The organism is Sphingomonas bisphenolicum, from assembly GCF_024349785.1.
Classification (GTDB): Bacteria; Pseudomonadota; Alphaproteobacteria; order Sphingomonadales; family Sphingomonadaceae; genus Sphingobium; species Sphingobium bisphenolicum.
In genome coordinates, this window is record NZ_AP018817.1 from 2,853,409 (window position 1) to 2,877,929 (window position 24,521).

The 24,521-nt window shown below is 59.5% G+C and carries 27 protein-coding genes and 1 pseudogene; 16 read left to right on the forward strand and 12 right to left on the reverse strand.

The genetic code is table 11. The features are described from left to right. Positions 1 to 9 precede the first annotated feature (9 nt). On the forward strand, positions 10 to 402 hold the full coding sequence (locus SBA_RS14165; RefSeq protein ID WP_261934888.1) for a hypothetical protein: 393 nt from the start codon (positions 10 to 12) through the stop codon (positions 400 to 402). On the opposite strand, the pseudogene SBA_RS14170 reads toward SBA_RS14165, so the two are convergent. Further along, a pseudogene (locus tag SBA_RS14170) lies at positions 374 to 1,318 on the reverse strand (IS630 family transposase). The gene SBA_RS14165 and the pseudogene SBA_RS14170 sit on opposite strands and share 29 nt — an antisense overlap. Before the next feature lie 593 nt (positions 1,319 to 1,911). Between SBA_RS14170 and SBA_RS14175 the strand changes: the two are divergent. Then, positions 1,912 to 2,967: a GGDEF domain-containing protein gene (locus SBA_RS14175; protein ID WP_261934889.1), complete on the forward strand. Its 1,056-nt coding sequence runs from the start codon at positions 1,912 to 1,914 to the stop codon at positions 2,965 to 2,967. A gap of 36 nt (positions 2,968 to 3,003) precedes the next feature. Here SBA_RS14175 and SBA_RS14180 read toward each other — a convergent pair whose 3' ends face one another. From SBA_RS14180 to SBA_RS14215, 8 genes are all read right to left on the reverse strand, one after another. After that, complete coding sequence (locus SBA_RS14180; protein ID WP_261934890.1) at positions 3,004 to 3,570, reverse strand: MgtC/SapB family protein; 567 nt, start codon at positions 3,568 to 3,570, stop codon at positions 3,004 to 3,006. Continuing rightward, positions 3,525 to 5,036, reverse strand: coding sequence for an IS66 family transposase (gene tnpC, locus SBA_RS14185; protein WP_390902434.1), 1,512 nt, complete (start codon positions 5,034 to 5,036; stop codon positions 3,525 to 3,527). Before tnpC ends, SBA_RS14180 begins: the two co-directional genes overlap by 46 nt. Before the next feature lie 102 nt (positions 5,037 to 5,138). Beyond that, positions 5,139 to 5,486: an IS66 family insertion sequence element accessory protein TnpB gene (tnpB, locus tag SBA_RS14190; RefSeq protein WP_104960066.1), complete on the reverse strand. Its 348-nt coding sequence runs from the start codon at positions 5,484 to 5,486 to the stop codon at positions 5,139 to 5,141. Then, positions 5,483 to 5,866, reverse strand: a complete 384-nt coding sequence (gene tnpA / locus SBA_RS14195) for an IS66-like element accessory protein TnpA (RefSeq protein ID WP_104960067.1) — start codon at positions 5,864 to 5,866, stop codon at positions 5,483 to 5,485. Before tnpA ends, tnpB begins: the two co-directional genes overlap by 4 nt. 86 nt (positions 5,867 to 5,952) lie before the next feature. Beyond that, positions 5,953 to 6,201 carry an MgtC/SapB family protein gene (locus tag SBA_RS14200; protein ID WP_261934892.1) on the reverse strand — a complete coding sequence of 83 codons (249 nt, stop codon included), beginning with the start codon at positions 6,199 to 6,201 and terminating at the stop codon, positions 5,953 to 5,955. A 437-nt stretch (positions 6,202 to 6,638) separates the two neighbouring features. Beyond that, positions 6,639 to 7,679 (reverse strand): IS110 family RNA-guided transposase, encoded by a 1,041-nt coding sequence (locus tag SBA_RS14205; RefSeq protein ID WP_261934893.1) that lies wholly within the window; start codon positions 7,677 to 7,679, stop codon positions 6,639 to 6,641. Positions 7,680 to 7,832: 153 nt separating this feature from the next. Beyond that, positions 7,833 to 9,308 carry a hypothetical protein gene (locus SBA_RS14210; RefSeq protein WP_261934894.1) on the reverse strand — a complete coding sequence of 492 codons (1,476 nt, stop codon included), beginning with the start codon at positions 9,306 to 9,308 and terminating at the stop codon, positions 7,833 to 7,835. A gap of 4 nt (positions 9,309 to 9,312) precedes the next feature. Further along, a complete protein-coding gene (locus tag SBA_RS14215; RefSeq protein ID WP_261934895.1) occupies positions 9,313 to 9,678 on the reverse strand; it encodes a hypothetical protein in 366 nt (121 codons plus the stop codon). 893 nt (positions 9,679 to 10,571) lie between these two features. On the opposite strand from SBA_RS14215, the gene SBA_RS14220 reads away from it, so the two are divergent. Both SBA_RS14220 and SBA_RS14225 read left to right on the forward strand, forming a co-directional pair. Beyond that, a complete protein-coding gene (locus SBA_RS14220; RefSeq protein ID WP_261934896.1) occupies positions 10,572 to 11,516 on the forward strand; it encodes a toll/interleukin-1 receptor domain-containing protein in 945 nt (314 codons plus the stop codon). 295 nt (positions 11,517 to 11,811) lie between these two features. Beyond that, positions 11,812 to 12,171: a hypothetical protein gene (locus tag SBA_RS14225; protein WP_261934897.1), complete on the forward strand. Its 360-nt coding sequence runs from the start codon at positions 11,812 to 11,814 to the stop codon at positions 12,169 to 12,171. Between the two features lie 98 nt (positions 12,172 to 12,269). Here the strand turns inward: SBA_RS14225 and SBA_RS14230 are convergent, their stop codons facing one another. Next, a complete protein-coding gene (locus SBA_RS14230; protein WP_261934898.1) occupies positions 12,270 to 13,160 on the reverse strand; it encodes an ImmA/IrrE family metallo-endopeptidase in 891 nt (296 codons plus the stop codon). 2 nt (positions 13,161 to 13,162) lie between these two features. Further along, a complete protein-coding gene (locus SBA_RS14235; RefSeq protein ID WP_261934899.1) occupies positions 13,163 to 13,564 on the reverse strand; it encodes a helix-turn-helix domain-containing protein in 402 nt (133 codons plus the stop codon). A 128-nt stretch (positions 13,565 to 13,692) separates the two neighbouring features. Between SBA_RS14235 and SBA_RS14240 the strand changes: the two genes are divergently transcribed. From SBA_RS14240 to SBA_RS14285, 10 genes are all read left to right on the forward strand, one after another. Continuing rightward, on the forward strand, positions 13,693 to 13,830 hold the full coding sequence (locus SBA_RS14240) for a hypothetical protein (protein ID WP_261934900.1): 138 nt from the start codon (positions 13,693 to 13,695) through the stop codon (positions 13,828 to 13,830). A gap of 277 nt (positions 13,831 to 14,107) precedes the next feature. Then, complete coding sequence (locus SBA_RS14245; protein WP_261934901.1) at positions 14,108 to 14,593, forward strand: toll/interleukin-1 receptor domain-containing protein; 486 nt, start codon at positions 14,108 to 14,110, stop codon at positions 14,591 to 14,593. A 316-nt stretch (positions 14,594 to 14,909) separates the two neighbouring features. Then, positions 14,910 to 15,608 carry a TauD/TfdA family dioxygenase gene (locus SBA_RS14250; protein ID WP_261934902.1) on the forward strand — a complete coding sequence of 233 codons (699 nt, stop codon included), beginning with the start codon at positions 14,910 to 14,912 and terminating at the stop codon, positions 15,606 to 15,608. Next, positions 15,605 to 16,561: a hypothetical protein gene (locus SBA_RS14255; RefSeq protein ID WP_261934903.1), complete on the forward strand. Its 957-nt coding sequence runs from the start codon at positions 15,605 to 15,607 to the stop codon at positions 16,559 to 16,561. Before SBA_RS14250 ends, SBA_RS14255 begins: the two co-directional genes overlap by 4 nt. A gap of 159 nt (positions 16,562 to 16,720) precedes the next feature. Further along, positions 16,721 to 17,512: a helix-turn-helix domain-containing protein gene (locus SBA_RS14260; RefSeq protein ID WP_261934904.1), complete on the forward strand. Its 792-nt coding sequence runs from the start codon at positions 16,721 to 16,723 to the stop codon at positions 17,510 to 17,512. Continuing rightward, a complete protein-coding gene (locus tag SBA_RS14265) occupies positions 17,487 to 19,013 on the forward strand; it encodes a GNAT family N-acetyltransferase (protein ID WP_261934905.1) in 1,527 nt (508 codons plus the stop codon). Before SBA_RS14260 ends, SBA_RS14265 begins: the two co-directional genes overlap by 26 nt. Next, positions 19,010 to 19,549, forward strand: a complete 540-nt coding sequence (locus tag SBA_RS14270) for an ATP-binding protein (protein ID WP_261934906.1) — start codon at positions 19,010 to 19,012, stop codon at positions 19,547 to 19,549. The genes SBA_RS14265 and SBA_RS14270 overlap by 4 nt, the downstream gene beginning before the upstream one ends. A gap of 292 nt (positions 19,550 to 19,841) precedes the next feature. Next, the gene (locus SBA_RS14275; protein WP_261934907.1) at positions 19,842 to 20,756 is read left to right on the forward strand and encodes a dimethylarginine dimethylaminohydrolase family protein; all 915 of its coding nucleotides are present in this window, start codon (positions 19,842 to 19,844) and stop codon (positions 20,754 to 20,756) included. A 31-nt stretch (positions 20,757 to 20,787) separates the two neighbouring features. Continuing rightward, positions 20,788 to 21,075, forward strand: coding sequence for a hypothetical protein (locus SBA_RS14280; RefSeq protein ID WP_261934908.1), 288 nt, complete (start codon positions 20,788 to 20,790; stop codon positions 21,073 to 21,075). A gap of 39 nt (positions 21,076 to 21,114) precedes the next feature. Then, on the forward strand, positions 21,115 to 21,852 hold the full coding sequence (locus SBA_RS14285; protein WP_120249816.1) for a dienelactone hydrolase family protein: 738 nt from the start codon (positions 21,115 to 21,117) through the stop codon (positions 21,850 to 21,852). A gap of 98 nt (positions 21,853 to 21,950) precedes the next feature. Here the strand turns inward: SBA_RS14285 and SBA_RS14290 are convergent, their stop codons facing one another. Next, positions 21,951 to 22,304 (reverse strand): sigma-70 RNA polymerase sigma factor region 4 domain-containing protein, encoded by a 354-nt coding sequence (locus tag SBA_RS14290; RefSeq protein ID WP_120249815.1) that lies wholly within the window; start codon positions 22,302 to 22,304, stop codon positions 21,951 to 21,953. A gap of 686 nt (positions 22,305 to 22,990) precedes the next feature. On the opposite strand from SBA_RS14290, the gene SBA_RS14295 reads away from it, so the two are divergent. Next, on the forward strand, positions 22,991 to 23,446 hold the full coding sequence (locus tag SBA_RS14295) for an RNA polymerase sigma factor (RefSeq protein WP_390902338.1): 456 nt from the start codon (positions 22,991 to 22,993) through the stop codon (positions 23,444 to 23,446). Then, a complete protein-coding gene (locus SBA_RS14300; RefSeq protein WP_261934910.1) occupies positions 23,436 to 24,476 on the forward strand; it encodes a FecR family protein in 1,041 nt (346 codons plus the stop codon). Before SBA_RS14295 ends, SBA_RS14300 begins: the two co-directional genes overlap by 11 nt. Positions 24,477 to 24,521 lie beyond the last annotated feature (45 nt).

The window sequence follows — 24,521 nt, forward strand, 5'->3', positions numbered from 1 at the left end:
TCTACCCCCTTGTGCCGGATCATCACCACGCTGATTGTCGCAACCAACGTCGCGCTGGTCGCGATGGTGATCGCTTTCCTCGTGTTCTCCGGTCGCGAATCGCTGTTCCGGGTCGATCCCCGTACCGACTACGTCAGCTTCATTGCGGACGGCGGAATAGTCTGGGCGCGTGCCGACTACCGCTTCCGCGAAGGAGAGACCGCGCCTCGCAAGAGCGGCAAGACCGTGGTGCCGGCCGGGACCGCGATCGAAGCGCGGCTCGATATGGAAGGCACCAGCTTCGTTCTGGCGGTTCCACCGGCCGGTAAGCCGCTCACGTTGCAATGCGCCAAAGGCGGTGAGCACGATGCCCAGTACCTAGAGCAGAATCGGATCACTCTGGTTCATATCCGGTGGCGGTGAAATAGTTTGCGCATTCTTCAGGAGTGAAGCGGGGCAAAGCGTCGCGGATGGCATCCCATAGCTCCGGGATGGTTTGGGCGGCTGCTTTTGGTAGGATGGCCTTTAGTTTCGAGAAGGCGTTTTCGATCGGATTGAAGTCGGGACTATTTGGCGGAATGAAGAGCATGCGCGTGCCGACTGCTTCGATCGCCTCGCGGGCTGCCGCTGTTTTGTGAGCCGGCAGATTGTCGAGGATGACGATGTCGCCAGGGCGCAGCGTTGGGGCCAGAACCTGCTGGGCATAGGCCCCGAACCATTCGCCTGTCATGGGGCCGTCCAGGACCATGGGCGCGGTCATCCCCGTCAAGCGCACCGCGCCGGCGAAGGTGGTGGTTTTCCAATGGCCGTGCGGGATTGGCGACTGGCATCGCATGCCGCGCCTTGCCCGTCCGCGCAGACGCGCCATCTTCGTTGACGCGCCGGTTTCATCGATGAACACCAACTGCTCGGAGTTGAGATCAGGCTGGGCCTTGAACCATGCGCGCCGCCGCGCGAGAACGTCGGACCGCTCCTGCTCCCTGGCGTGCGCGGTTTTTTTGACCGTCATCGAGTGACGGTCGAGGAAGCGCCATGGTGCTCGGAGCAAATACGGCTCCATGCTCTGATCGCAGCATCTCGGCCAGTTCAACCAGCGTGATGTCCACCTGCTCCTCGATCGCACCGAGAATAACATCGCGATGGGCGTCAATCCGCCGTGACCGCATGTCGCCGCGCTGGGGCTTCGTCCGTGTCGATCCGGTCTCTCGCCATTCGCGAACCCAGCGAACCGTGCTCGCCGCCGCAACTCCAAAACGCTCGGCTGCCGCGCGCCGTGACAAACCGCCATCGACCGCCAAATCACCCGCGAACGCAAATCCTCTGAGATGAACTTCTTCATGCCAGGCTGGCCTCCTCGTCCAGCTGACATGATGAATCAGATTTTCCAGTCTAAGGAAAGACCCTCGATTCAATCAGATCGGATTATGCTCTAGGTCCGGCGTTTCGGGAAGCCTTCAGACAAATGCCACCCTTCCGTTCGCAGCAGCTGCGGTCGTCGAGCGTGGCATTCGCCTGCAGCAGAAACAGTTCACGTCGCCCAAGCCGCTCCGCTTGCAGCGGAAGCGAACCTATCGAGGGCGCAGTCATGCTCACAATGACTTTGCTTAGCTTTTACGCGCTGTGCGACCGCTACTCTCGCGGTTCAAACGACATCGTCCTAGAAAAGTTCGGTGTTTGCTATTTCTCCCCGCGACAGCATGCGATTGAACCGAGTTACGGGCTCGAGGCTAAGGCTAAAAGCAATTGTTAAGCTTTTTCGGCCATTATGCGAACATGGAGAGGCGTGCATTCATTCCCGACAAACGGTCGGCTCCACCTATTTTCAGCCGGGCGTCCGACCAGATCCTGCCGGACGCCGTTTACCGCGATCTCGTCGCGACTCTCTTCACCATGAGCGCCCCGGTTCTTGGCTTTGGCATATTATAGGTTCTGGTGGGAGCGCTCGTATTTCTGAGCTGGCGAGACGAGGTCATTCTGACATTGGTGCTGTGCGCCAGCGGGGTGACGGTCGGTCGCCTGCTGGTCATTCGCGCCTTTCATCGCACCGGAGGGATAGCTCAAACAGTTCCAGCCCTCAAAATATGGGAGCGACGATATGCGGTGCTGACCTATGTTTGCGCAGCCCTTGTAGCCGGTCTCAATGTGGCGGTTCTCCCAGCCCATCAGCCGCTCGTCCATCTCGCAACCGTCAGCCTCATTTTTACGTTCGGCGCGGGCATTGTTTCTCGCAACTCGAGCCGGCCAAAGCTGTGCCTTATTGGCCAGACCCTCTCCGTCCTGCCCGTCTCGTTGGCCCTGCTGGCTCACGCAGTGCGCGACGGACCGCATGCGCTGCATGCCCAGTTTTTCATCCTTGAGGCAGTGATTCTCTTGGTCGTCGCGGTGATGAGTATCCAATCCGTTCGGCATCTCTATCAGTCGACGGTGGAACATCTCACGACGAAGCATGACCTTGGAAAACTGGCTCGCTTCGATCCCCTAACAGGCCTTGCCAACCGCCTGTTGGTCCGTGAATCCTTTCTGATGCATGCTGCATCCTGCCGTGCCGATCAGCAAATTGCCGTTCATTATCTGGATTTGGACGGGTTCAAGGCTATCAACGATCAGTTCGGCCACCCTATCGGTGACAAGATGCTGGCCCAGGTTGCCGAACGGCTCGTAGCCACGGTGCGCGCCGAGGATGTCGTGGGGAGGCTGGGCGGCGATGAGTTTGTTGTGTTGCAGCCGAGCGTTCAACATCCTGACCAAGCTGAGTTCCTGGCGCGGCGGGTCATCCGGCAGCTTTCCGACGCCTATCGGATTGACGGGACTGAAATGCGAATCTCCGTCAGCATTGGCATCGCTCTGGCACCAGTGCACGGCTTGGACCTCGATGGCCTGATGGAATGTGCCGATGGTGCACTTTATCGCTCCAAGGCGAAAGGAAAGGCACAGGTACATTTTTGCGACGGGGGTGCCAGTGGCACAAATGGAAGAGCAGTGGCCTGACGCAACATGACGGTGTCGCACTGGTCGGAAGTCACCCTATGTGCCGTGCGGTTCATACTCAAAACCGATCACGTCGGGGGCGGAAATCAGGATCGATGCCAACAGATCCATTCGTTTGTCACTATTGCCACTAACCGTTGCCTGGAATTCCTGGCTGTCCTTGCCGACCTTCTGACTTATGGAAATAGCCATCAGCCCAGCGCTTAACAGAATAGTTTCGAGGGCCTCGCGATTAATGACAGCCGACCGATGATAGTGGACCCGCACTGTGGCGTAGCGACGCTGTGGCAGGAAACGCTCGGATGCCCGCACTGCAGCCAGAACGATGAAGGTTGCGATGGATCCTGCAATGGCGAGATCGAAAAAGCCGACGCCGAACAGGATCCCGAGGGACGCGGTCATCCATAGCGACGCGGCGGTCGTCAAGCCTCGAACACCGAAACCTTCGCGGAAGATGACCCCACCACATAGAAAGCCGATCCCCGTCAATACGCCATGCGCCATCCTAACCGGATCAATGCGCACGATCTCCGTAAGCGTGGGCTGGAGGCCGCAGATCAGGCGGCTTCGGCGATCGGTTGCTGATCTGGCTGCCAGTTCCAAGGCATGAGTTCATCCCAGCGCGCGGCAGGCCAGTCGCCAGCGATCTTGGCGATGACATCGGCGATGTAGGCCTGCGGTTCGAGGCCATTGAGCTTGGCAGTCTCGATGATGGAGTAGATGGCAGCGGCCTGATCACCGCCCGCCTTTGATCCTGCAAACAGCCAGTTTTTGCGGCCCAGGGCCACGCAGCGCATGGCGCGCTCCGCAATGTTGTTATCAATCTCCAGTCGGCCATCGTCGAGGAAGCGCGTGAGCGCGACCCAGCGCTTGCGGCCATAAGCGATCGCCTTGGCCATCTCCGACTTGGGCGAAAGACGGCGCAGCGCATCGTCGAGCGCCTCGTGCAGTTCGTCGATCAATGGCTTGGTGCGGTCCTGTCGGCTTCGTCGTCGGATATCAGGCTGATGGCCGCGAACCTCTGCTTCGATCTCATAGAGTTGGCCGATGCGTTCCAGCAGATCAGTGGTGAGCGGTGTCGGCTTGGTCGCGTGGATGTCGAATATCTTGCGGCGGAAATGCGCCCAGCAGGCGACCTCGGTGACGCGGTTGGTGTCGTAGAGCTTGTCGTATCCGGCATAGCCGTCCGCCTGAAGATAGCCGGTGAAACTGGCCAGCTGCCGTTGGGGATGTGCGCCTGTCCGGTCGGTGGTGAACTCATACCAGACCAACGGCGGTGAGGTCGCACCAGAACCGCGATCGTCGACGGCATAGGCCCAGAGCCTGCCGGTTGCCGTCTTGCCACGTCCCGGATCGAGCATAGGGACCGGCGTATCGTCGGTGTGAATCTTTGAAGCCGTCAGTCCGACCTCGCGGATGCGACTGACGATCGGGTCGAGCAGCACGGATGCTTGCCCGACCCACCCTGCCAGCGTCGAGCGGTCGATCTCGATGCCTTGGGCGGCCATTATCTCGGCCTGACGGTAAAGCGGCAGATGATGGTCGAACTTGGAGACGACGACATGGGCCAGCGTGCCGAAGGTCGCCTTGCCCCGCGCTATCGCCTTTACCGGCGCGGGCGCCTGCACGATCTTCTCGCAGGACCGGCAGCTATACTTGGGGCGGATGGTCCGAACGACGCGCCACTGCACCGGCACGGCATCGAGCATCTCGTCGCTATCCTGCCCCAGCGGCCGCAACGCGCCGCCGCAGTCGGGACAGGTGCAGTTACCCTGATCGGGCTCGATCCGCTGCTCCTCGCGCGGCAAATGAGCTGGCAGCGTCCGAACCGGTGATGGCCGATCGACGGCTACCGGATCGCCTCGACGCGCGGCGGCGACGATGGCCTCGCCTTCGAGCTCTTCAAGGGCCAGCTCAAGCTGAGCAATCTGGGTATCGAGCTTCTCAGACGACTTGCCGAACTGCATCCGCTTGAGGCGCGCGATCTGCACGCGCAGCGTGTCGATCAGGATGTCGCGGGCGGAAATATCGGCATGGGCGGCGGCCAATGCGGCTTCAAGCTCGGCGATCCGAGCGTCTTTATCAGGGGTGGAAAGGCCTGGGTCCGACACTGCATTTACATAGCAGATCAGCAGCAAAAATGCTAATAAAAGTGCCAGAAAATGGGCGCTTTACCCCGCCAATGAAGGGGTGAAAGTGCGTTCCGGTCGCCGCCAGTCGATGCCTTCCAATAGCATCGAAAGCTGGGCTGCGGTCATCACCACCGACCCCATCTTCGTCGACGGCCACACAAAGCGCCCTCGGTCCATCCGCTTGGAGAACAGGCACATGCCCTGGCCGTCATACCAGAGCAGCTTCACCAGATCGCCGCGCTTGCCGCGAAAGACGAATAGCGCGCCGGAATGCGGGCTTTGCTCCAGGACCTGCTGCGTCATCACGGCAAGGCCGTCAAAACCCTTGCGCATATCTGTCGCGCCGCAGGCCAGGAATATCCGCGTCGATGGTGGCAGCGGGATCATCGTGTCAGGACACCGATCACCCGCGACAGGGCATCGGCATCGACCGTGGCATCCACGCTCACCCTGATACCTGACGGCAGCTCGATGCCAATCACGCTGCCGCTGCGCGCCGCGAGCGTTGGGGCGGGCAAGGCTGGCTGCTCGCTGATCTGCACCTCCGCAAAAACGGGCTCGATCGGCTTGCGTACCCCGGCCAGTTCACCGGACATCGCCTGTCGCCGCCACGTGTAGATCGATCCGCTGCCGACATCATGGCGTTCACAGGCCGCGCGCACGCAGCCCTCCGGGCCAAATGCATCCCGCAGCACGGCCAGCTTCTGATCCACCGTCCAGCGCCGCCGGCCCGACACCCGGCTAACGACTTCTATCCGACTACTCATACGACCGCTCGTATGAGTAGTCGCTGCACAGCTCGCTGAATCCCCGATCTCGTCCGACACCCGCCACCCCGCTCAAAGAGCGGCAATCATCCCGGCGAATGCCCGGCATGCAAGGCGGCCGTCAGACCCCGCTTACCGATCTCCAGCGGTGTGTCACTGAGCCACCGCACTTGGTGGACGGCGGCCAGCATCAGAAGCGCGCAGGCCAGACTGACGAGAATATGTGTGCGAAAGCCCGCCGGGCTTGACCGATATTCACGTTCCGCGCCGATCAAGGCGCCAGCGACTATGGCGCCGAGGATCGGAAGGGATAAGCCAGGGTCGAGCAAATTCATTGCCGAGATACCCGGTACGCGTCGCTATGTTCCAGCAGTCGAGATAAAATGGCGTAACCAGCAGTATTTCGATGACCGACCGGCTAGAGGGTTCCCGTTATTGAAGTCTATAGTCTGGAACCGACCCATGTCGGTCACTCGCGGGCCAATTCTCGCGACCCAAGTGCAGACGGTCCTCTGTGGATGGCTCCCGCGTTGCAAGCATAAAGTGATGATCTGACGTTCCGTCGGGTGCAGTCGTCTGTCCGGCCTGTTGATGCAGTCGGTGTAGACTGCTGGCCCTGATGGGGTTCGCGAACAAGGTCCGATCGGCTTTGCAGGCTATTACGCCTAGGACCGTCCTTGGGTTGTCCTTGTTCCCGGTCCGACCGGTTTTGCCATCACATCCTTCGCTCTCACAACCTCGTGAAGCTGATCTCCTCAGCTAAGCTTTTGATCTATGCTGCCGCCAGCATAGGCGCATGCCCGCGCTCGAAGACGCCGCCGCGCGCCATAACTGCCCATGCGATCCGCGCCATCTTGTTAGCGATGGCGACCGAGGCGACACGCGCGGGCTTTCTGGCAAGCAGAGCGACAAAGCGCGGATCGACCGTGCTGGGTTTCTGCTTGGCATATCGGACCAGCGCGGTGGCGCCGACGATCAGGAGCTGCCGCAGATATCTGTCGCCCATCTTGGTTATGCGCCCCAAGCGTTCCTTGCCGCCACTCGAGCTCTGCCGAGGGGTCAGCCCCAGCCAGGCGGCGAACTGGCGCCCTGACGAGAACTGGCTTGGATCGGTCACCGACGCGGCGAGCGCGGTCGCGCCGATCGGCCCGATACCAGGGATCGTCGCCAGGCGCCGGGCCCGGTCGTCGCTCCGCTGCAAAGCGGCGAGCCGCAGATCAAGCTTGCGTAACTGGGCGTGAAGCTGGAGCAGTTGCCCTGCCAGCACTGTGACGACGTTCGCCGCTTCGGTTGGCAGATCGAGCTCAGACTCTCCGTCGACGATCTGCCGCGCCATCTGGAGTGCCTTCACGATCCCGACCGGGATGGCGATGCCGAGTTCGGCGAGCACGCTGCGCATCATGTTGACCAGCTGCGTGCGCTGCTTGATCAACAGGCTACGCACGCGGTGCAGCGACAACGCCGCCTGCTGCTCGCGCGACTTGATGGGCACGAACCGCATCGTCTGACGTGTAACTGCCTCGCAGATCGCCTCGGCATCGGCGGCGTCGTTTTTGCCCCGCTTTACGTAAGGCTTCACGTAAGCCGCCGGCATCAGCCGCACCTCATGACCCAGCTTGGTCAGTTCGCGTGCCCAGTGATGCGACGTGCCGCAGGCCTCGGCGCCTACCAAGCACGGCGGCAGCTTCTCGAAGAACGGTAGCATCTGCGATCGCCGCAGCGCCTTGCGAAGGACGACCTCACCGGTCGCGCTGATACCGTGAACCTGAAAAACGTTCTTGGCCAAATCGAGGCCGATCGTGCTAATCTCCATGGCGGGTGGCTCCTTCTCGGGTTGCATGACAGCAACCCATCTTGGCACTTAGATGCCGTGAGCGGGAGCCATCCACCGCATCCGCTATGCCGTCGGCTCTGCTCGCGTAGGACCTCAACGTCGATGAGCTTAACGACTAATAGTCTCCTAGTTCTAGCAGGCGGGACACCTCCACCCGAATGTCGGGGGAAGCACCAGGTCGTGCATAGCTGCCCGTAGCCCTAAAGCGTGGAGGTCGGCCAGGGACGGATGCGACGCACGGTAGCGGCCCGCCTTCGTGAGCGCATGCTCAAGGTCGCCGTGTGCCAACGCGCGGCACAGGTCACCCTTGAAAGCCAATGCTATCTGACGCGCGTATTCGCCGATTTCGGGCTGCCGGCAGAAGTGAGGCGAGGGCAGGATGCCGACCTCGTGGCGGTACTCGAGGGAATGGGTGATCCGCGTGTAGATGTCGCCGAAGCGCGCGCGGTCGAACGCATAGAGGTGACCAGGGCAGGTCACGAAGATCGGCTCGTCGCGAGCGATGTCGACCAGCCGGCGGGCGGTGGCAGCCAGATACTGCGGGCGGTCATTCTCGAAGCTCAGGACCGTGCCCTCCCCCGGCACGAACTTCAGGTAGGCCGGCTCGCCCACCGCCATACCCAGCAGTTGCAGGTTCACCTCGAAAAACTCGGGGCCGATGCAGCCAGCCATCAAGTCGAGGGCGAACCTGTGGAACGCGAACACGTCATCGCTCGGGCCACGCTCGATCCGCGACTGCAAAGGAGCCAGCCTGCGCGCCATGCCCATGAAGTTCGGCGTCCCGGAGAGGTCGGTGAGGCTCTTCTTCTCGTTCATGACCGGGAAGAAAGGGGCGACCGGCGTATTGAGCGCGAAATAAGCAGCGATCGAGCATACGACATCGCTACGCCAGTCATCGTCCGGAAGCCCTGCCTCGTCCAGAAAGCTGTCGCGCAGCTCGACGACGCGACGCGGGAGAATGGCGATCGGGTCGATCACAGCCCCGGGCAGACGGCCCAGACCAGCCTGGAGGTAGGCCAGTTGCGCCAGACCAGCATGCAACTCGAAGAGGATGCTTGACCCCACTGCGTATGCGAAATCGTCCTCAATGAATTCTGCCCTTCCAACGCTGACGCCGGCGAAGGACGCCTCGGCCGTGCCGTCGAAGCGGAAGCCGCCCTCCCGCAGTCGGTTGAACACGCGCGAGAAAAGTTGTGCCCCGTCGAGGAGCCGCGTTGGCCAAGCCGGGCCGTAGTCCGTCTCGAAGTGCGCCCTTTTGCGGTCACCGGCCATGGCCGCGCCGAACAGTTCCAGCGCCTCCCACACCAGCATCTCCGGCTCGCCGTCCCATGCCCGCCGCAGCGGCGGTATCGTCGGAAGCGCGGAATCTTCGAGCCTCGCCATTGCCTGCTCAAGGACGAGCTGCTGGATCTCAGCGTTGAAGATCTGGAGCAGGCCCGAGAAAGTCGAAAAGTGCTGTATCCAGTGGACACGCTCGTGAAGGTAGCGGCCGTTGAAGTCCGACACCTCCCGTGCCCCCTCCTCCGCGTCCATGGCGCGGAAGGCCTCAAGCGCGGGCTCGGGCATCTCGAGGACCAGCGACACCGGATCGAAGCTGAACCTAGCCACGCTCCTACTTATCGAGCACAGGCTCCAGCAACTCGGTGATCTCGCGCGTGGTCAGTGGCCCCTTCAGCGAGATTTTCCGCTCACCGACTGTGAGTTCGACAGACCTGTTCCGTTGCTTCAGATACTCGACGATGACATCCTTCAACGCGCGGACGGCCAAGGTGCCCGCACCGCTGCCGGCGAGCCAAGTCACCATATCCATTGCCGTCGTGGCCGAGTGCAGCGAACTGTCAAAACCGCTCGGTCGTTCGTCGTCCCGTTCGCCGGGGGTCACCTCGACCTCGACCAGTTCCCGCAGCGGACCGAGATCCGGCGCATCGTAGTCACTCGGATACCGCAGGACGAACCGAACCTCGCCACCATCACCCATGCTACTGCCACTCCTCCAGATTTCCGATTGAACATCGCATCTATCCCGCCCCGAGTCGATGCGTGCCGAGCACGATCGATATCAGAATTGCCGCATCCGCTGCCTTGAACGGCAAATCCGGCCAAGCAGCTTCACTTGAAATACCTCTATGGAACCGGGCAGGTTCACAGCCGACGGTCCGCTAGCGGCCCATCTCAATCCGCACATGAGATCAGTACGTGCGACTGCTGAACGTCGGTATTTGATAAGACCCGCTGTTCGCCACGCCGCCGATGAACGGCGGGAATGTCCCACGACGCGGCGTTCGCCCGGATGAAACCGACCCTTGTCGGTCGCTCAGAGCCGGAATTTGGCTTCCCAGGTGCAGACCTTCGGCTTTTCCGGCAGCTCGCGGTCGATTGTGTTGAAAAACTCCTGGCACGAAATTTCCGTACGCGTCGCCGCCCGATTGGAATCGGAGCCAGCGAAAATTTGAACCGATGTATCGCGCCGTAAGTAATGATCGGAACGAAATTACGCGACGTTCTGAGAGGCGGAGTTTTTCAACACTATCGGCCAACATCCGCCGTTGCCATCAGCGAGCGGGAACGACCGCTCACGCCGGAAGCGGGCACTGGCAGCACTGAATGCTCATCCGGCAGTTAGACCCCAACAGCTGCCATGACAGTGGGCAGATCCCAGGCCGTCCGCTATTTGAATCCAATCGATAACGTTTCGGTCGATCGTGACAACCGCACGTGACATATCGAATGGCAGGATATCAGGCGCCGAACTTGAACGTTCGCCCCCGCTGGCATCGTAAAAGGAGATAAGCTGTGCCGTGAACAACCGCCAACCTTCGGAATCGACAATCTGGCCCGGCTCATCGTATGCCCGTAGAAGGGGGAAAGCTAATGGCCAGAATTTACGTGTCGTACAGCCGCAAAGACGGCGACTTTATGCGAGCGCTAGTCGATCGCCTTAAGCAGGACGGTCACGAGATCACGGTTGACGATGACGTGCTGACCGCCGGTCGCGATTGGCGCTCAACATTGGACGAGGGACTGAAAAGCGCCGACGTTTTTGTGACGTTACTGTCTCATAATACACCCAGTTCAGCCTACACGATGATGGAACTGGGCGCCGCGCGAGCATTTGCTGGCGCTACCGGCAAACCACTGGTGATCCCAATCGCGATCGACCAAGTCGAAGTTCCGCTCGTACTCCAAGACATTCAGATCCTGTTTGCCCCCGATCGAGATGTCGATAATATTGCAGCTGAAATTTCGAAGAGCATATCGAGCCAGCATGGACTTTCGCTCGCGCGGGAGGTCAAAGCGGAAGTCGCGGCGACGCGTATCAAACAAAATGCCCCACAATATATTGATGAGGCCATCAAGGCGCAGGAAGCGATCAAAAACCGAAATGCGTGCGCGGCGCGCGGCTGGTACGCGGCCGGTTTCGTCGCCCTTTTATCAGGCATTGCCGTCGTATTGTGGACATTTGTCGCGCACGCATCGGTCACGGGTGACTGGCTCAGTTTGGCACGCGCTGTCGTCGTCAACGTCGTCGTAGTCGGCTTTCTCGGCGCCTGTTCACGATACGCGTTCTCCCTCGGAAAATCTTACACTACCGAAGCGCTGAAGGCATCCGACCGAATTCATGCCATCATGTTCGGTCGCTTCTATCTCAATGCTTTTCCAGATCGTGTGACTTGGACTGAACTAAAAGAGGTATTTGCAAACTGGAATATTGATCGATCATCAGCTTTTTCTAATCTAGACGTTTCCCAAATTGATCCACAATTAATCAGCATGATCACTCAGGTTGTTACTACTGCGGTTAAAAAGAAGGAGTAACTGAACAGCGCCGGATCTTCCGAAGGCGTCACTCCTGCTGCGACGGGCAGCTTACTGTGAGCGCCGGCTGCCGCTCCCTAAGTAAGCTAGACGAAATGTCATTCCAAAGTCCGGTTGGCCCGCCTTTCCATCTCAAAGAAGTAAAGCTGGCCAGTCGCGGTCGTTCGTTGATCTTGCGATCAGCCCGGCATAGTAGCGGTAATTGGTATTGCTTGAGGACACGATATAGAGTGAGGAAGCGAAATGGGCATTCATCACCGCGCTTGATGGCGAACTACTGAAGGGCGGCACTACTTTGTCGGAATGGTGCGCCTTCATCGTTCGCCATTGCGACTATGCCTTTGTCGGCGGCGCTAACCTTGCAACCGTAATAACCGCTACCGCGGCAATCGAAACCTATCTTCGCGCCGAATATGCAGGCGGGAAGCGTATTCGCCTCGCGGATTTGATCGACAGCGCGCCTATCGAGCCGGGGCTTCGAGAAGACATTCACAAACTGCGAAAATATCGCAACACATGGGTTCACGTGACAACGCCAGAAGACGATATCGCAATTCTACAAGAGCCAGAATCCTTCGAAGATCAGCTAGAAGAATGGGCAAAAATGGCGCAACGCACCCTGCGTCGGACCATCTACGAAAACCAGTGGATATAAAAATGGCTGCCGGTGTGATCAATAGCGCAAGCTTGCGGGTCAATCATCTCCCGCTTTTCAAATTTGGACTCCGAGATCACACCCAGGCTCAGAATGTATCAGCTTTTAAAAAGCGCCATCGGACAAGCAAAGATCAGGATGTTGTACGTCGTATTCAAGGCTTCGCCGATGAATTCATGCCGCTCGCCATCGAGATCCGTCAGTTGGACAATCGTTGGCTTGGTGACCTTTCCAAACGGCACCAGAGGCCAGAATGCGTGCGTTTTCGTTATATTTGCAAGCTGAGGTCGTCCAAAACGTTGTTCGAAAGCGAACGACGTCTCGGCGCGGCGGATCTCGGCGCTCCAACCATTCTGGGGGCACAAAGATGGCTTCTCCACAGCCATTGCGATGCAACTATGCCGATGAGTACGCGCGTATTCACGCAGTCCGGCATACAAGGATACGTTGAAGCCTCGCTGCATCTTCTTGACGGAGGAGAAGGCCAGGGGGAGATCGGCTGCCCGATCAGCATAGGCGCTGCCGTTGAAGATTGCATATCGCGCGAAGTTGTTTGCTTCCCGTTCAAACTTGTCGGCAATTGAAGGATCTAGCTCCTCGTTGCTATCCTCGAAGAACCGGAAAATCTTGCGCTGGTGGGGTAATTCGAAATGGCCGGTTTCGTGTAACTTCAAAAAGCGTTGCCTGGTTTCCATGACGGTATCATCAATGTGGATGACCTCTTCATGAGCATCTAGAATGCCGAGGATTTTACCCAAGGCCCGCTTGACGACATCAGCGGCCTTTTTTCCTTGAGCTATGGCATAAGCTGCAATCGCGCGCGGATCGAAGAGACTGGTCGGTGCGACCTTTAGTCTGGCGGCGCTAAGCAAGTCATCGATAGGGACAGGCACAACGCCCCAAGCATCGGCCCGCTCTAGTAGCATTCTAGCTCTTTGTTCAACAAACGCCCGCTCATCGTGGCTTAGCGAATTGTCGTCCTTGCGCACGTCTACTTTTTCTCGCTTCGCATAAACTTGAGGAAGCGAAGAAGCTCAGCTTCCTCGTCAGAAGTCAAATCGATTTCGGCAAAGGTAGCGGCTCGGCCATGGCGTTTAGGTGCCGCAGCTGATTGCTGCGGCGTCAAATATCCTGCGCGCTCCATCAGGCCGATATAGTCGATGCTATAAGATTCAGACAGCGCGTGCAGCACGTTTGGCGAAGGTTGCTTCACCTTGTCGTTCTCAAGTTGGCTCAGATAGGCGTTGGAGACCTCCTTACCAGTCATTTCCTCAACTTGCCGCAACGAATAGCCGCGATCGGATCGGACCGCCGCGAGGTAACCGCCGAGCGTCAACCCCTGATTTTTACTGTCGGGCACGGTTAATATGGAAGCTGTTCGAACATAACGCATTCTAGGCGATTATGCTTGATATGACAAGCACGCTTGATTGTCGCTTGACATATCAAGCACGCGTTGTCGATAATGCGACTACGACGTGCCGATCTACGGCGAGTCGATGAGCAAAAAGGCGAGACGACATGGCGGGAAATAAGGAAGTCACGAGCGCTAAGGCGGCATCTGCGGCGGCGAAGGTGCTCAGCAATCCGAAGTCGAGCGCTGCGGCGAAGACTGCAGCGGCGTCGGCGCTCACGCAGCGCCCCAATCGCAAGAAGTAACAACGCGGCAGCGCCGCGATCAAAAAAGAGGTTTTATATGGCTAGATGCACGGCACCGGTAAGGGGGCACATACGGGGCGGTGGAGCGGACTGTCCGGCATGTAGTGGTCGCTATGGCCGCTCGAGTGGCTACAGTAGCTATAGTGGTTACAACAGCTATGGGTCATATTCGTCCCCGACCCCATCATCGTCGCAATCATACCGCTCTTCGTCCTCCAGTGGTGGCGGCGGATCCCGTCGCACTGCAAAACCGCGTTGGTCGGGAGCTGGCTCGGCGGTGTTGTATACGCCCGAAGAAGTGCGGGTGCTCACGCCGGTCCGAGAAAATGTTGAAAAGTTAGCGGTTTCGCAGCCCGACCTGCGAGACGTGTTTCTCTGCCACGCGTGGGATGACCGGCAGGGGGCTGCGAAGGATTTGCACGATCTGCTCGAAGCGCGCGGTGTTCGTGTCTGGTTCAGCGAAAAGGACATTGGCTTGGGCGTCCCGCTTATGCGGGCCATCGATAAGGGCTTGGTGAATTCCCGTGTCGGTATCGTGTTGGTGACTCCTGCGATGTTGCGCCGTCTACCAGCGGAAGGTGTTGCAGATAAGGAGCTCTCAGCGCTCCTGCGGCGGGAGCGGCTCGTACCGGTTGTGCACGGAACAACATATGAAGAGCTTGAGCAGGTTAGTTTGCTGCTAGCGTCGCGAGCAGGGTTGAGCACTGCTGAAGAACCGATGGCGCAAGTCGCAGCGAAGATCGCGGAGTTAGTAGCGATCTAGGCGCCCGACGAGCGGTGTGGCGGCATTTTAGCCTCTATTAGCGCCAAGTCCCATGCAGCGGGGGGCTTCCAGATAGCCGCCAACAGCGGCCGCCTGCGCGTCACGATCGGCTGTGTAATAGAGTCGTTTGACTGCGTGGTGCGTCGATCCCAGTAGGCCAACCTATGCTATGATGCGGCCAGCCGACATTCTACGGTGCGTTGAGCATGTTTTTACCGCGCTCGGACGCAAGGCTCTCAGGCGATAGGGTTCGAACACCAAGCGAGAATCGGTAAAACTTATCGCCTAAAGCGAGACTGATCGATAAGGTCAGTTCATGTACGTAACAATTTCTGAAGAGTTTATAGAGAAATCCGCAGATGTGCCTACCCTGTTCCGGCAGATCGAGGAGCAGGGTTATGCAGTCCTTCCCGGCATTGCAACAGGCCGCCAGACCGAATCCGTTGCTAGCGATCTGGGCGAGCCGATGGCTCCATGGCATGACGCCGTGATGCAGGCGCTGACCCCTAGGGCAGCTTCGACGCCGAACACCTACAGCGGCATCTTTGGACTCGGTCGCTTCCCCTTTCATACCGATCTGGCGCACTGGAGCCTGCCGCCGCGGTTCCTGCTACTCCGGTGCGTTCGCGGATACGCCGACGTGCCCACGCTCCTGATGGACGGACACAAGATCGCGTCGGCCGTCGGACGCGATACAATGGCACGGGCACTGGTGAAGCCGCGCCGCCGGCAGCATGGAGAGCTGAGGATGCATCGCCTTCTACAGGCAGTCGACGGCGGCGAGGTCATCCGATGGGACGAGGTCTATCTAAAGCCGGCCAGCCCGGTGGGTAATCAGGTGTCTGTTCGGCTCCAGAGCCTCATCGACCAGTCGGCGCCGACTCCCGTCGCCATGATCGACGATGGAGATCTTCTGATAATCGATAACTGGCGCATGCTCCATGCTCGACCAGCGATAGCGCAGAACCGGCGGGATCGAAGGCTAGAGCGCGTCTATCTTCGGAGTCTAAAATGAAGCAGATCGTGAAGCCCAACCCCCTACCCGCGACTTGGCGACCTCAGGCGCTCTACGACAAGGCCCAGCGCTACATCCAGCAGGCGCAGACCATCGACAAGGACCAATGGGACTATGCGCTCTGGACCAGCTTGTCGCTGGAGCTTTTGGCTCGTGCGGCACTCGCCAACGTGCATCCGGTGCTTCTTGCGGAACCGGAGAAGTCCGGTGCCAACATCATACACGCGCTCGGCTTCGAGCCGATGGAGAAAAAGTTCACGCCGAAGTCCATCTCGGTTGCCGACGTATTCAGGCGCCTGACCGTCCTGCTGCCGGAATTCCTGACGGATCATGAGAGCTTCGGCATCCAGCGTACCGGCCAGCGCAATGCGGAGCTGCACTCAGGCGAGTTGGCCTTCGACGGCGCAAAGGGCTCATCCTGGCAACCCCGCTTCTACGCGACGTGCAAGGTTCTGCTAGAATCTATGGGGTTCACACTGGCAGATTTCGTCGGCGAGGAGGAAGCAGAGGCCGCAGAGCAGCTCATCGCCGCCGCTGCGGACGAGGGTGCGAAGGCAGTGAAGGGCGAGGTTGAAGCGCATGCGAAGGTCTGGAACGCTAAGGAGGACGGGGAGCGTATCACGCTCGTCGGCCAAGCGAAGATCTGGGCGCAACGTCAGATCGGCCATCGGGTAGACTGCCCGTCCTGCGGCTCAGTTGCGCTCGTATTGGGACGCCCCGTCGCCGCCGCAACCCGCATGCTTGAGGACGACATGATCGTTGAGAAGCAAGAGCACCTCCCGACCCATTTTGAATGCATTGCCTGCGGGCTCAAGATCAACACGCTGGCTAAGCTGACAGTGGTCGGGCTCGCTGATCGCTATATCAACAGACAGGAATACGATGCAGCTGAGGTCTATGCGCCCGAGCCGGACGAATGGGCCGACTATGAAGAGGACAACAACGAAAGATAGCTATTTGTCTTAGCTGGAGCCGGGCGAGTGTCGATTTTTGATATACGGATGAGATAAATCAGCGACTTACGATCTCTTGCACTGCACAAAAGTCTTGGATGAATATGACTTTAGTGTAATATTGATGCTCCATGGTATGATTGATGCACGAGGGTGAAAATGAAGGTTGTTGGCAAGGTATTCGAACCGCTCCCGGGCGGTGCCGACGCCAAAAATGGCCACATTGGCCGCAGCCTGCGTGAAATACGAACCTTAGCTGGGCTCACGCAAGCCCAGGTTGCTGAGCGTCTCAATATTGGCCAATCCGCCGTTACAAGGCTTGAAAATCGCAAGGACATTCGCGTGTCGACGCTGCGCGACTATCTCGGCGCGATGGGGGCGAAGCTGCGTATTCACGCCCAGTTCGAAGATGCCGCTGCGATGATCAACAGTCTGCGAGAAGCTCACTATCGCTTCGAACAGGTCGATGAGAACCAACTTCTACTGCCCATCATTGGCGAGGACCGGCTTCCGCCCCATCGGGACGTCGTCTTCAGTATCAAGCCGGAATATAGCCAAAAGATCGCCAGCGGCGAGAAGACGGTTGAATTGCGTCGCCGGTTCCCGATGTCGGTGCCGGCCGGGACGACCGCTCTGATCTATGAGACCAGCCCGACGCGTGCACTGTCAAGTATCGCTGAGATCGGCGAGGTCCACAAGCGGTCGCCGCTTGAGATCTGGGAGGCATTTGGGAATCGCGCCTGCATTGCCCGTAAAGACTATGACGCCTATTTTGATGGTGCCGATCGCGCTTTTGCCATCGAGTTGAAGCGCGGCCGGCCGCTGCCTCGTCCTCTGGGGTTGAGCGAACTTAGAGACCGATTTAGCTTCGAACCGCCGCAGTCCTTTCTCTACGCGACGCCTAAGATGCGAGAAGCCCTTCTGTATGAGTGCGCCCAGATTCCTGATTGACACAAATGTCTTCATTGGCCTGGAAGACCATGCCGAGGTGGCGCCGCACTTTGCTTCCCTGCAACAGCTTGCGGGGCGGCATGGCGTCGAGATCTTCGTCCATGAAGCGGCGATCGACGACATCAGGCGGGACAAGGATGAAACGCGTCGTCGCGTTTCACTTAGCAAGATCAAGAAATTCCCCGTAATCGGGAAGATGGCGGGGATAGACCAGACGCTGCTTGAAGCGAAATATGGTCGCATTCGTCGTCCCAACGATTTGGTCGACGCGACCCTGCTCCATGCGCTGGACATTGGCGTCGCCGACTTCCTCGTGACGGAGGATCAGGGCCTTCACGAACGCGCGGAACGGATATCCTCGACTTTTGGCGCTCGGGTCCTGTACGTCGCCGACGCCGTCTCCTTCCTGCGGACCACCTATGAAGCGGTGGCCGTGGTCTTGCCCGCGGTGGTGGAGATGGAGGCCAACACCATATCCCAGGATGACCCGATCTTCGTGAGCTTGCGCGGAGACTATCCGGGCTTCGATGACTGGTGGCGCGAGAAATGCATCAAGCCGATGCGCAAGTGCTGGGTTGTCATGGATGAAGGCAATGTGGCGGGTCTTCTGGTACGCAAGGACGAGAAGTCCGGCGACACCGATGCAACGCTGCCAGGGCAAAAGATCCTCAAGATCTGTACCTTCAAAGTGCGCACCGAAAGCCGTGGGGTAAAGCTGGGCGAACTCCTGCTAAAGCAGGTGCTCTGGCATGCGCAGTCGAACAACCACGATGTCGTCTATCTCACGACTTTCCCGGGTCAGCAGACGCTGATGGCGTTGCTGGAATATTACGGCTTCCGGCATACGCACGACAATTCGAACGGGGAGAAGGTCTATGAGAAGGCCATCGGCCGAGATCGGCTTTTGCGGCCTGATGGCATATCGCTTTTCGACCTCGCTCGGGAAAATTATCCGCGGTTCGCGACCGGAGACGGTGTCGCCGCTTATGCGATTCCGATCCAAGAGGAATTTCATGAAATTCTCTTCCCGGAACTGATGAACCGCAAACAATTCAGCCTCTTTGGCGATACGGGTTTCCAGCGTCCGGGAAATACGATCCGCAAGGTCTATCTGTGCCGGGCACCCGCGCAGCTATCCCAACCGGGTGCGCTGCTGTTCTTCTACAAAGGTAAGTCCGAATCTCAGCCGTCGCAGGCGATAACGACCGTTGGCGTGTTCGAGGAGATGAAGCTCGCCCACTCGACCGAGGAACTGCGCCGACTTGCGGGTGGCCGCTCTGTGTACAGTGATACGCAGCTAAGGAATTTGGCTGCGACGCAAAACCGCCCTGTGAAAGTGATCAACTTTCTCTTAGCCGCACATCTTGAGCCGCCCATGCAGCTCGCCGCCCTCAAAAGCAGCAGCGTATTTGCCGGGCACCCGCCACAATCGATCAAGAACCTCCTTCCGGCTCAGCAGATGTCCGTTCTCGGTCAGGGTGCTTTTGGGTTCGCGATATGAAAAAACGGATAGCGATCCTTGGCCTGTCTGGCGTCGGCAAGTCCACGCTCATTGGAAAAATTCGTGAGACCGTGCCATTGCTACATCTGCAGGCCAGCGCGTTGATCAAAGCGGAGCAAGCGCATCGAGAAAGGAGCCCGGATAGTTCGGAAGCCCTGCGGACCGGGGCCGTGATCGACAATCAGTTGCTCATGATCGCGGCCTACAGACGGGAAGCTGCGGCTACCGATCTGCCCATCGTCTTCGACGGGCACAGTATAATTGACGGCCGAGATGGCCTTATCGAGATCCCGGCTTCCGTTTTCGCTGAACTCGAACTGGATGCAATTTTCTACATGGCGGCTGATCCCCATGTGATTGCCGAACGACGTCGCGCAGATGTCGGTCGCGAACGGCCACATCGTGACGTTGCGACCTTGGAACAGCATCAGCATCTGGCCGAAGCCAAGGCCCGATGCATCGCCCAGGACCTAGGACGCCCCTTCATTTTCATCGCAGATGGCGAAGTCAGCTCCGTGCTAGATTTCGTCAGCTGATCAGAGCATCTAGCCATCCGCTCATGATGCGCTGCAGGCCGCCTGCTGAGCAGTTTGAGCTGGTGCAAGGGACAAACTCGAACCTACGCCGTTACGGCAGCTATGGTAGGGTGCCTCCTCCGAAGCGGACTGACGGCAAAGTCCCAGAGCCGGTCGCAAAACCGCCGCGCGCCCATTAGCGTCAGACCCATTCCGTATGCCAACGCGCCTGATCGCCTCAAAACGTACTAACCGATGATAGGCATGGGAACTGCGAATAACGGGTTTCGGTTGTCGTGGTCAGGAGATGATCATGAGAGTCGATTTTGGTGCATTTGGTGCTGGCACTGCGGGCAACGTTCCGCCGGCATATCTTGAAAGTTATGTTGTAAGCGAGACCGACCGGCTGACGGACGTCATCCTTTGCCCACCGCTTCACCTGACGCCCGTGCCCTGCTGCGCGGTTACCCGTGAGGCTCTGGCTGCGGGCTTTACGACCGATGCCGCTGAGGCTCTCCGTCAGCATAACATGCTGGTAGAGGCGCTAGAGCGGCATCGCGTGCGCTGTCATAGCCTCGCCCCACTGCGCGATCTGCCGGACATGTGCTTCACCCGCGACATCGGTGTCGCGACGCCATGGGGCATGACCGCCCTCAATCCAGCCATGCCGCACCGCCGAGGCGAAGTCGATGCGTTGCTGGAAACCTGTGCTGAGTGGAAGATGCCTGTGCGGCAGATCACGCGTGGCACGATCGAAGGCGGTGACGTCTGCGTTGCGCGAGAGGGTCTCCTCATAGTGGGTATGTCGGGCGAACGCAGCTGCGCGGCGGGGGTGGAAGAGTTCGCGGCGCCGTTCCGGGCTGCGGGTTGGGATGTGCTGCTATGCCCCGTTCATGCCGACCATCTGCACCTCGACACTATTTTCTGCATGGTAGAAAAGGACGAGGCGATCGGCTGCCTAGAGCTGTTGGACCCGACGTTCGTCGAGGCTCTATATGAGCGCGATATCAAAATCATCCCGATGCCCACGGCGCTCTCGTTCTCGCTGGGCTGTAACATCCTTTCGCTGGGCGGGCGCCGAGTCCTCACAAGCGCCACCGACACGGTTGTCACGACCGCGCTGCGCAAGGCGGGCTACGCCGTGGACGAGATCGACATTTCTCAATTCGCTGCGTGCGGGGGAGGCATCCACTGCCTCACTCAGCCGCTACGGCGCATCCCTGCCTGATGCCCGTCCATTTATCAAAAAGGAGTAGCAAATGAGCCAGACAATTGAGGCGCGCTTCGCCACCCGCGCCGAAGCTGAAAACGCGGTCGAACAGCTGGTGCAGACTCATGGCATCGAGCGCAGCGACATTTTTGTCGCCGCTGATGGACCGGAAAATAGTGTCGGAGAGGAGATTAGTGGCGGAGACGCAGCCGCACCGCTGGAAGAGGAACGAGACGATGCTGCTTTGCTTTCGCCCATCCTCGTTTCGATTGACGTGAACGACGAAGCGAAAGTGGAGTTGATCAAAAGCGCGTTGGCAGAGGCACGAGCCGATTAGGGCGCTATCCCGCTCACGATTGGACTGTAGGAGCGCTTGATGAACGATACGGGCGGAGGCGAGCCCTATGCCTATTTCCATGGCACCAAGGCTCTGCTTGGCGAGCTATTTCGGCCAAGGCTCCAGCCCAATGGCCGCGTTGTGCTGGTCATCCACGAAGCGGACGGAATCGGTGGTAATGTCCGGCGCCATTGCCACAAGCTGGCCGATCTTGGTTATACCGCTCTTGCAGCCGACATGCACGGAAATGGCGAGCCGTTAGAAGGCGAGGCGATGCGCCGTGCGCTGGATGAATTTCGCAAGCATCCTGATCTTGTGCGCGGACGAGTGAGGGCCGGTTTTGACGCGCTTCTGTCCGTGACCGGCGTCAATCCTGCCGCTAGCGCTGCGATCGGCTTCTGCTTCGGCGGATTTGCCGCTTTGGAATTGGCGCGTTCCGGCGCCGAGATAGCAGCGGTCGCCAGCTTTCACGGCCTGCTGACAACGGCTCGACCGGCGCAGACTGGCGGGGTGAACGCGCGCATAGCGGTGTTTACCGGCGCGCGAGATCCGCTCGTACCTCACGAAGATGTTGCGGCGTTCCAGAGGGAGATGATGCAGGCACAGGCCCAATGGCAGCTCACGACCTATGGCGACGCCCGGCATAGCTTTACCAACGAGGATGTCGATCGCCTGGGCGACGCGCGCATGGCCTATGACGCTGCCGCACACAGGCTGTCCTGGCGCGCACTGATCGATTTTCTCGACCTCAGCCTTGCCTCGCAGAGTATCATATAGGCTTCAGACGCGTCCCATTCCACAACTGCCTCAGCCATATAATTTGCATGCCCTGATGCCGCCGCTCTGCATCTCGAACGGTCAGGCCGATATGAATGTTATTGGCTGCGGCTTCTATCATCGCGACCCATTGCAACAATCGCGACGGCACGCCTGAAATGCCGGCAGACCCGCTCCTCGCTCATCCGGAAACGCCGGGCTACCTCCGAGACGCTCATTTTCTGGCTGACCACCAGGATGAGAATGCCGCGTGTGAGGGCATCCATTCGCGCCACCGCCTCGTTGATACCCGGATCTGTCTCCGCCGCTTCGCGGGACGGTTGGCCGTCTTCGAGAGCCGCCTTTGCCAGATAGCGTTCGATACGGGCGGCGCAAATGTCGTCAGAGACGCGGTCACGCATCCGCGTAACGAACCTCGCGAGACACCTGCTCACATCATGATGGTGGGCCATGGGGGAAACTCCTTTCAGGATGGCAGCCAGCCAATCTGGCTACCTCCACCCCTCACCTCCCCTCACCTCCCCTCCCCTCCCTTCCCTTCCCTTCTGCGGACCTGAGGGATGGTGATCACGGCTGTTCAAGGCCGGCATGTTCCGCACCGTCCTCCCCGCGCCCCATATGCTCTTGTTAAAACGCCCGACCTTGCGGCAGCGATCACAGCCCGAAGGGCCGGGATCGGCGCAGCCGAGCCCGGCCGGAGCGGCGGCACGCCGCTCCGGCTAGAGCGCGGTGCCCGCACAGCGGGCAGCCGCCCACTCCTTCCTTCTCCACGCCCCTTCGCAAAAACGTCACAATGTGCGTTCTTTAGGGTTGCGTTCACCCTTCATTCCGGCACATTGGGCCCGCTTCCCGTGAAAGCCGGGAAGCGGGGCGTAGTAACCCCTTCTGGATTGCTCGGTCACAGTTTTACTGGGGCCGGGTGGCATACGCGTATGTCCAGCCGGCAACGGTAAAGGCGTGTGCGCCTGTCCAGACAGGTTACTAACATCCGGCTCACGGCCGTCGCCCCGAGTGGACATAGGTGCGACGAATGAGCCAAGGCAGAAGCGAGGATCGCCTATGCGGTCCAGTCAGGCAGAATCCCGGCAGCGAGCCCTTTCGCTTCCCGGATTTCTACAACAGGGAGAAGCCCCGCCTCATGCGCTTCTTCACGCGCGAGCTCGGCAACCAGGCCGATGCCGACGAACTCGCCCAGGAGGCTTTCGCCCGCTTCGTGCGAACGGCCCCCGTCCAGGCGCTGGGGAACGCACAAGCTTATCTCACCCGCATCGCGACCAATCTGCTGCGCGATTTCGTCGTGCGCGGTTCCACGCTCCTCTCCAAGCGATCGATGCTGCTCGATGACGATCTCGACCTCATTGCCGCCTCCGACACACACCGCGAAACCCAGGCCCGCCAGGATCTCGCCCGCTGGAAACTGATCCTCGACCAGCTCAAGCCAGAGACGCTCGACATCTTCCTGCGAAACCGGGTCGAGGGCCAGACCTATGTCGAGATCGCCAGGGAACTGGACGTGCCCCTCTGGGTGGTTCAAAAACAGATGCTCAAAGCCATGAAGCATGTGCTTGCCCATCGCGAGGCCAATGATGACTGACACAGGCGCTACCCCAGCGGAGCGCGACAATCAGGAGGCGATGGAATGGGCGATGCTCATCCTCGCCGATGGCCATGCCGTTCCCGATCCCACCGCGCTCGACAGGCTCGGCGCGCATCAGGCCGCCTTCTCCGCCTGGGTGGCGGCCGATCCGTCCCGCGAGACCCGCTATCTCACCGCAGTCCGCGAGATGCTCAAAGCGGGCAGCGCCGCCACCGCGCTTGGCATGCGCTCGCGCCAGCAAAAACCACCCCATAAACAGCGCGGCTTCCGCCCCTCCTTGCCTCTCGCCGCATCGCTGGCCCTCATGCTCGTTGCCGGAGGCATCTGGTGGCAGTCACAAGGCGAGGCGCCATCCCTCATCACACAGAGCGAGGCTCGCACCCCGATAGAAACCCGGGTCGGAGAAGTCCGCACCGAGCGGCTGGCGGACGGCTCCTCCGTCATTCTCGACACCGATACGCTGCTTCTGGTGACCATGACCGCGACACAGCGCAGCGTTGAGATCAAGCGCGGGCGGGCGCGGTTCAGCGTCGTGCGGGACGCCCGGCGGCCGTTTGTCGTCCATGGCGCAGGCACCCATGTCACAAGCGCGGGCGGCAGTTTCGACATGACCGTCCGAAATGGCGTCCGCATCAGCCCTATCGAGAGCGGCGTGACCATATCTTTCACGCGCCGGGTCCCGGGCGATCAGGCCAAGCAACTTCAGCTGCACCCTGGCCAGCTTCTTGCCCTTGAGGCTGGACAAGCTGCTGAGATTAATGTCATTTCTGCGCCTCGATCCGAGCAACAGTGGGTGACCGGCGTGAAGAGTTTCGACAATGTGCCCATCAGCGATATCATCGCCGAAGCCAACAGCTATAGCGAGACCAAGATCGAACTGGCGACGCCGGCGCTCGGCCATCGCGAGATATTCGCCGACATCGACATACGCGACATCGAACGGGTTGCGCAGGCCCTCGCCAGCTTTCTTGATGTCACCATCGACCGCTCAAAACCCAACAAGCTGATTTTGGCCGAAAAGAAATAATTCAGCTAATCAGCTTTAACAAAGCCCATCCCCGTCTTCCCTATT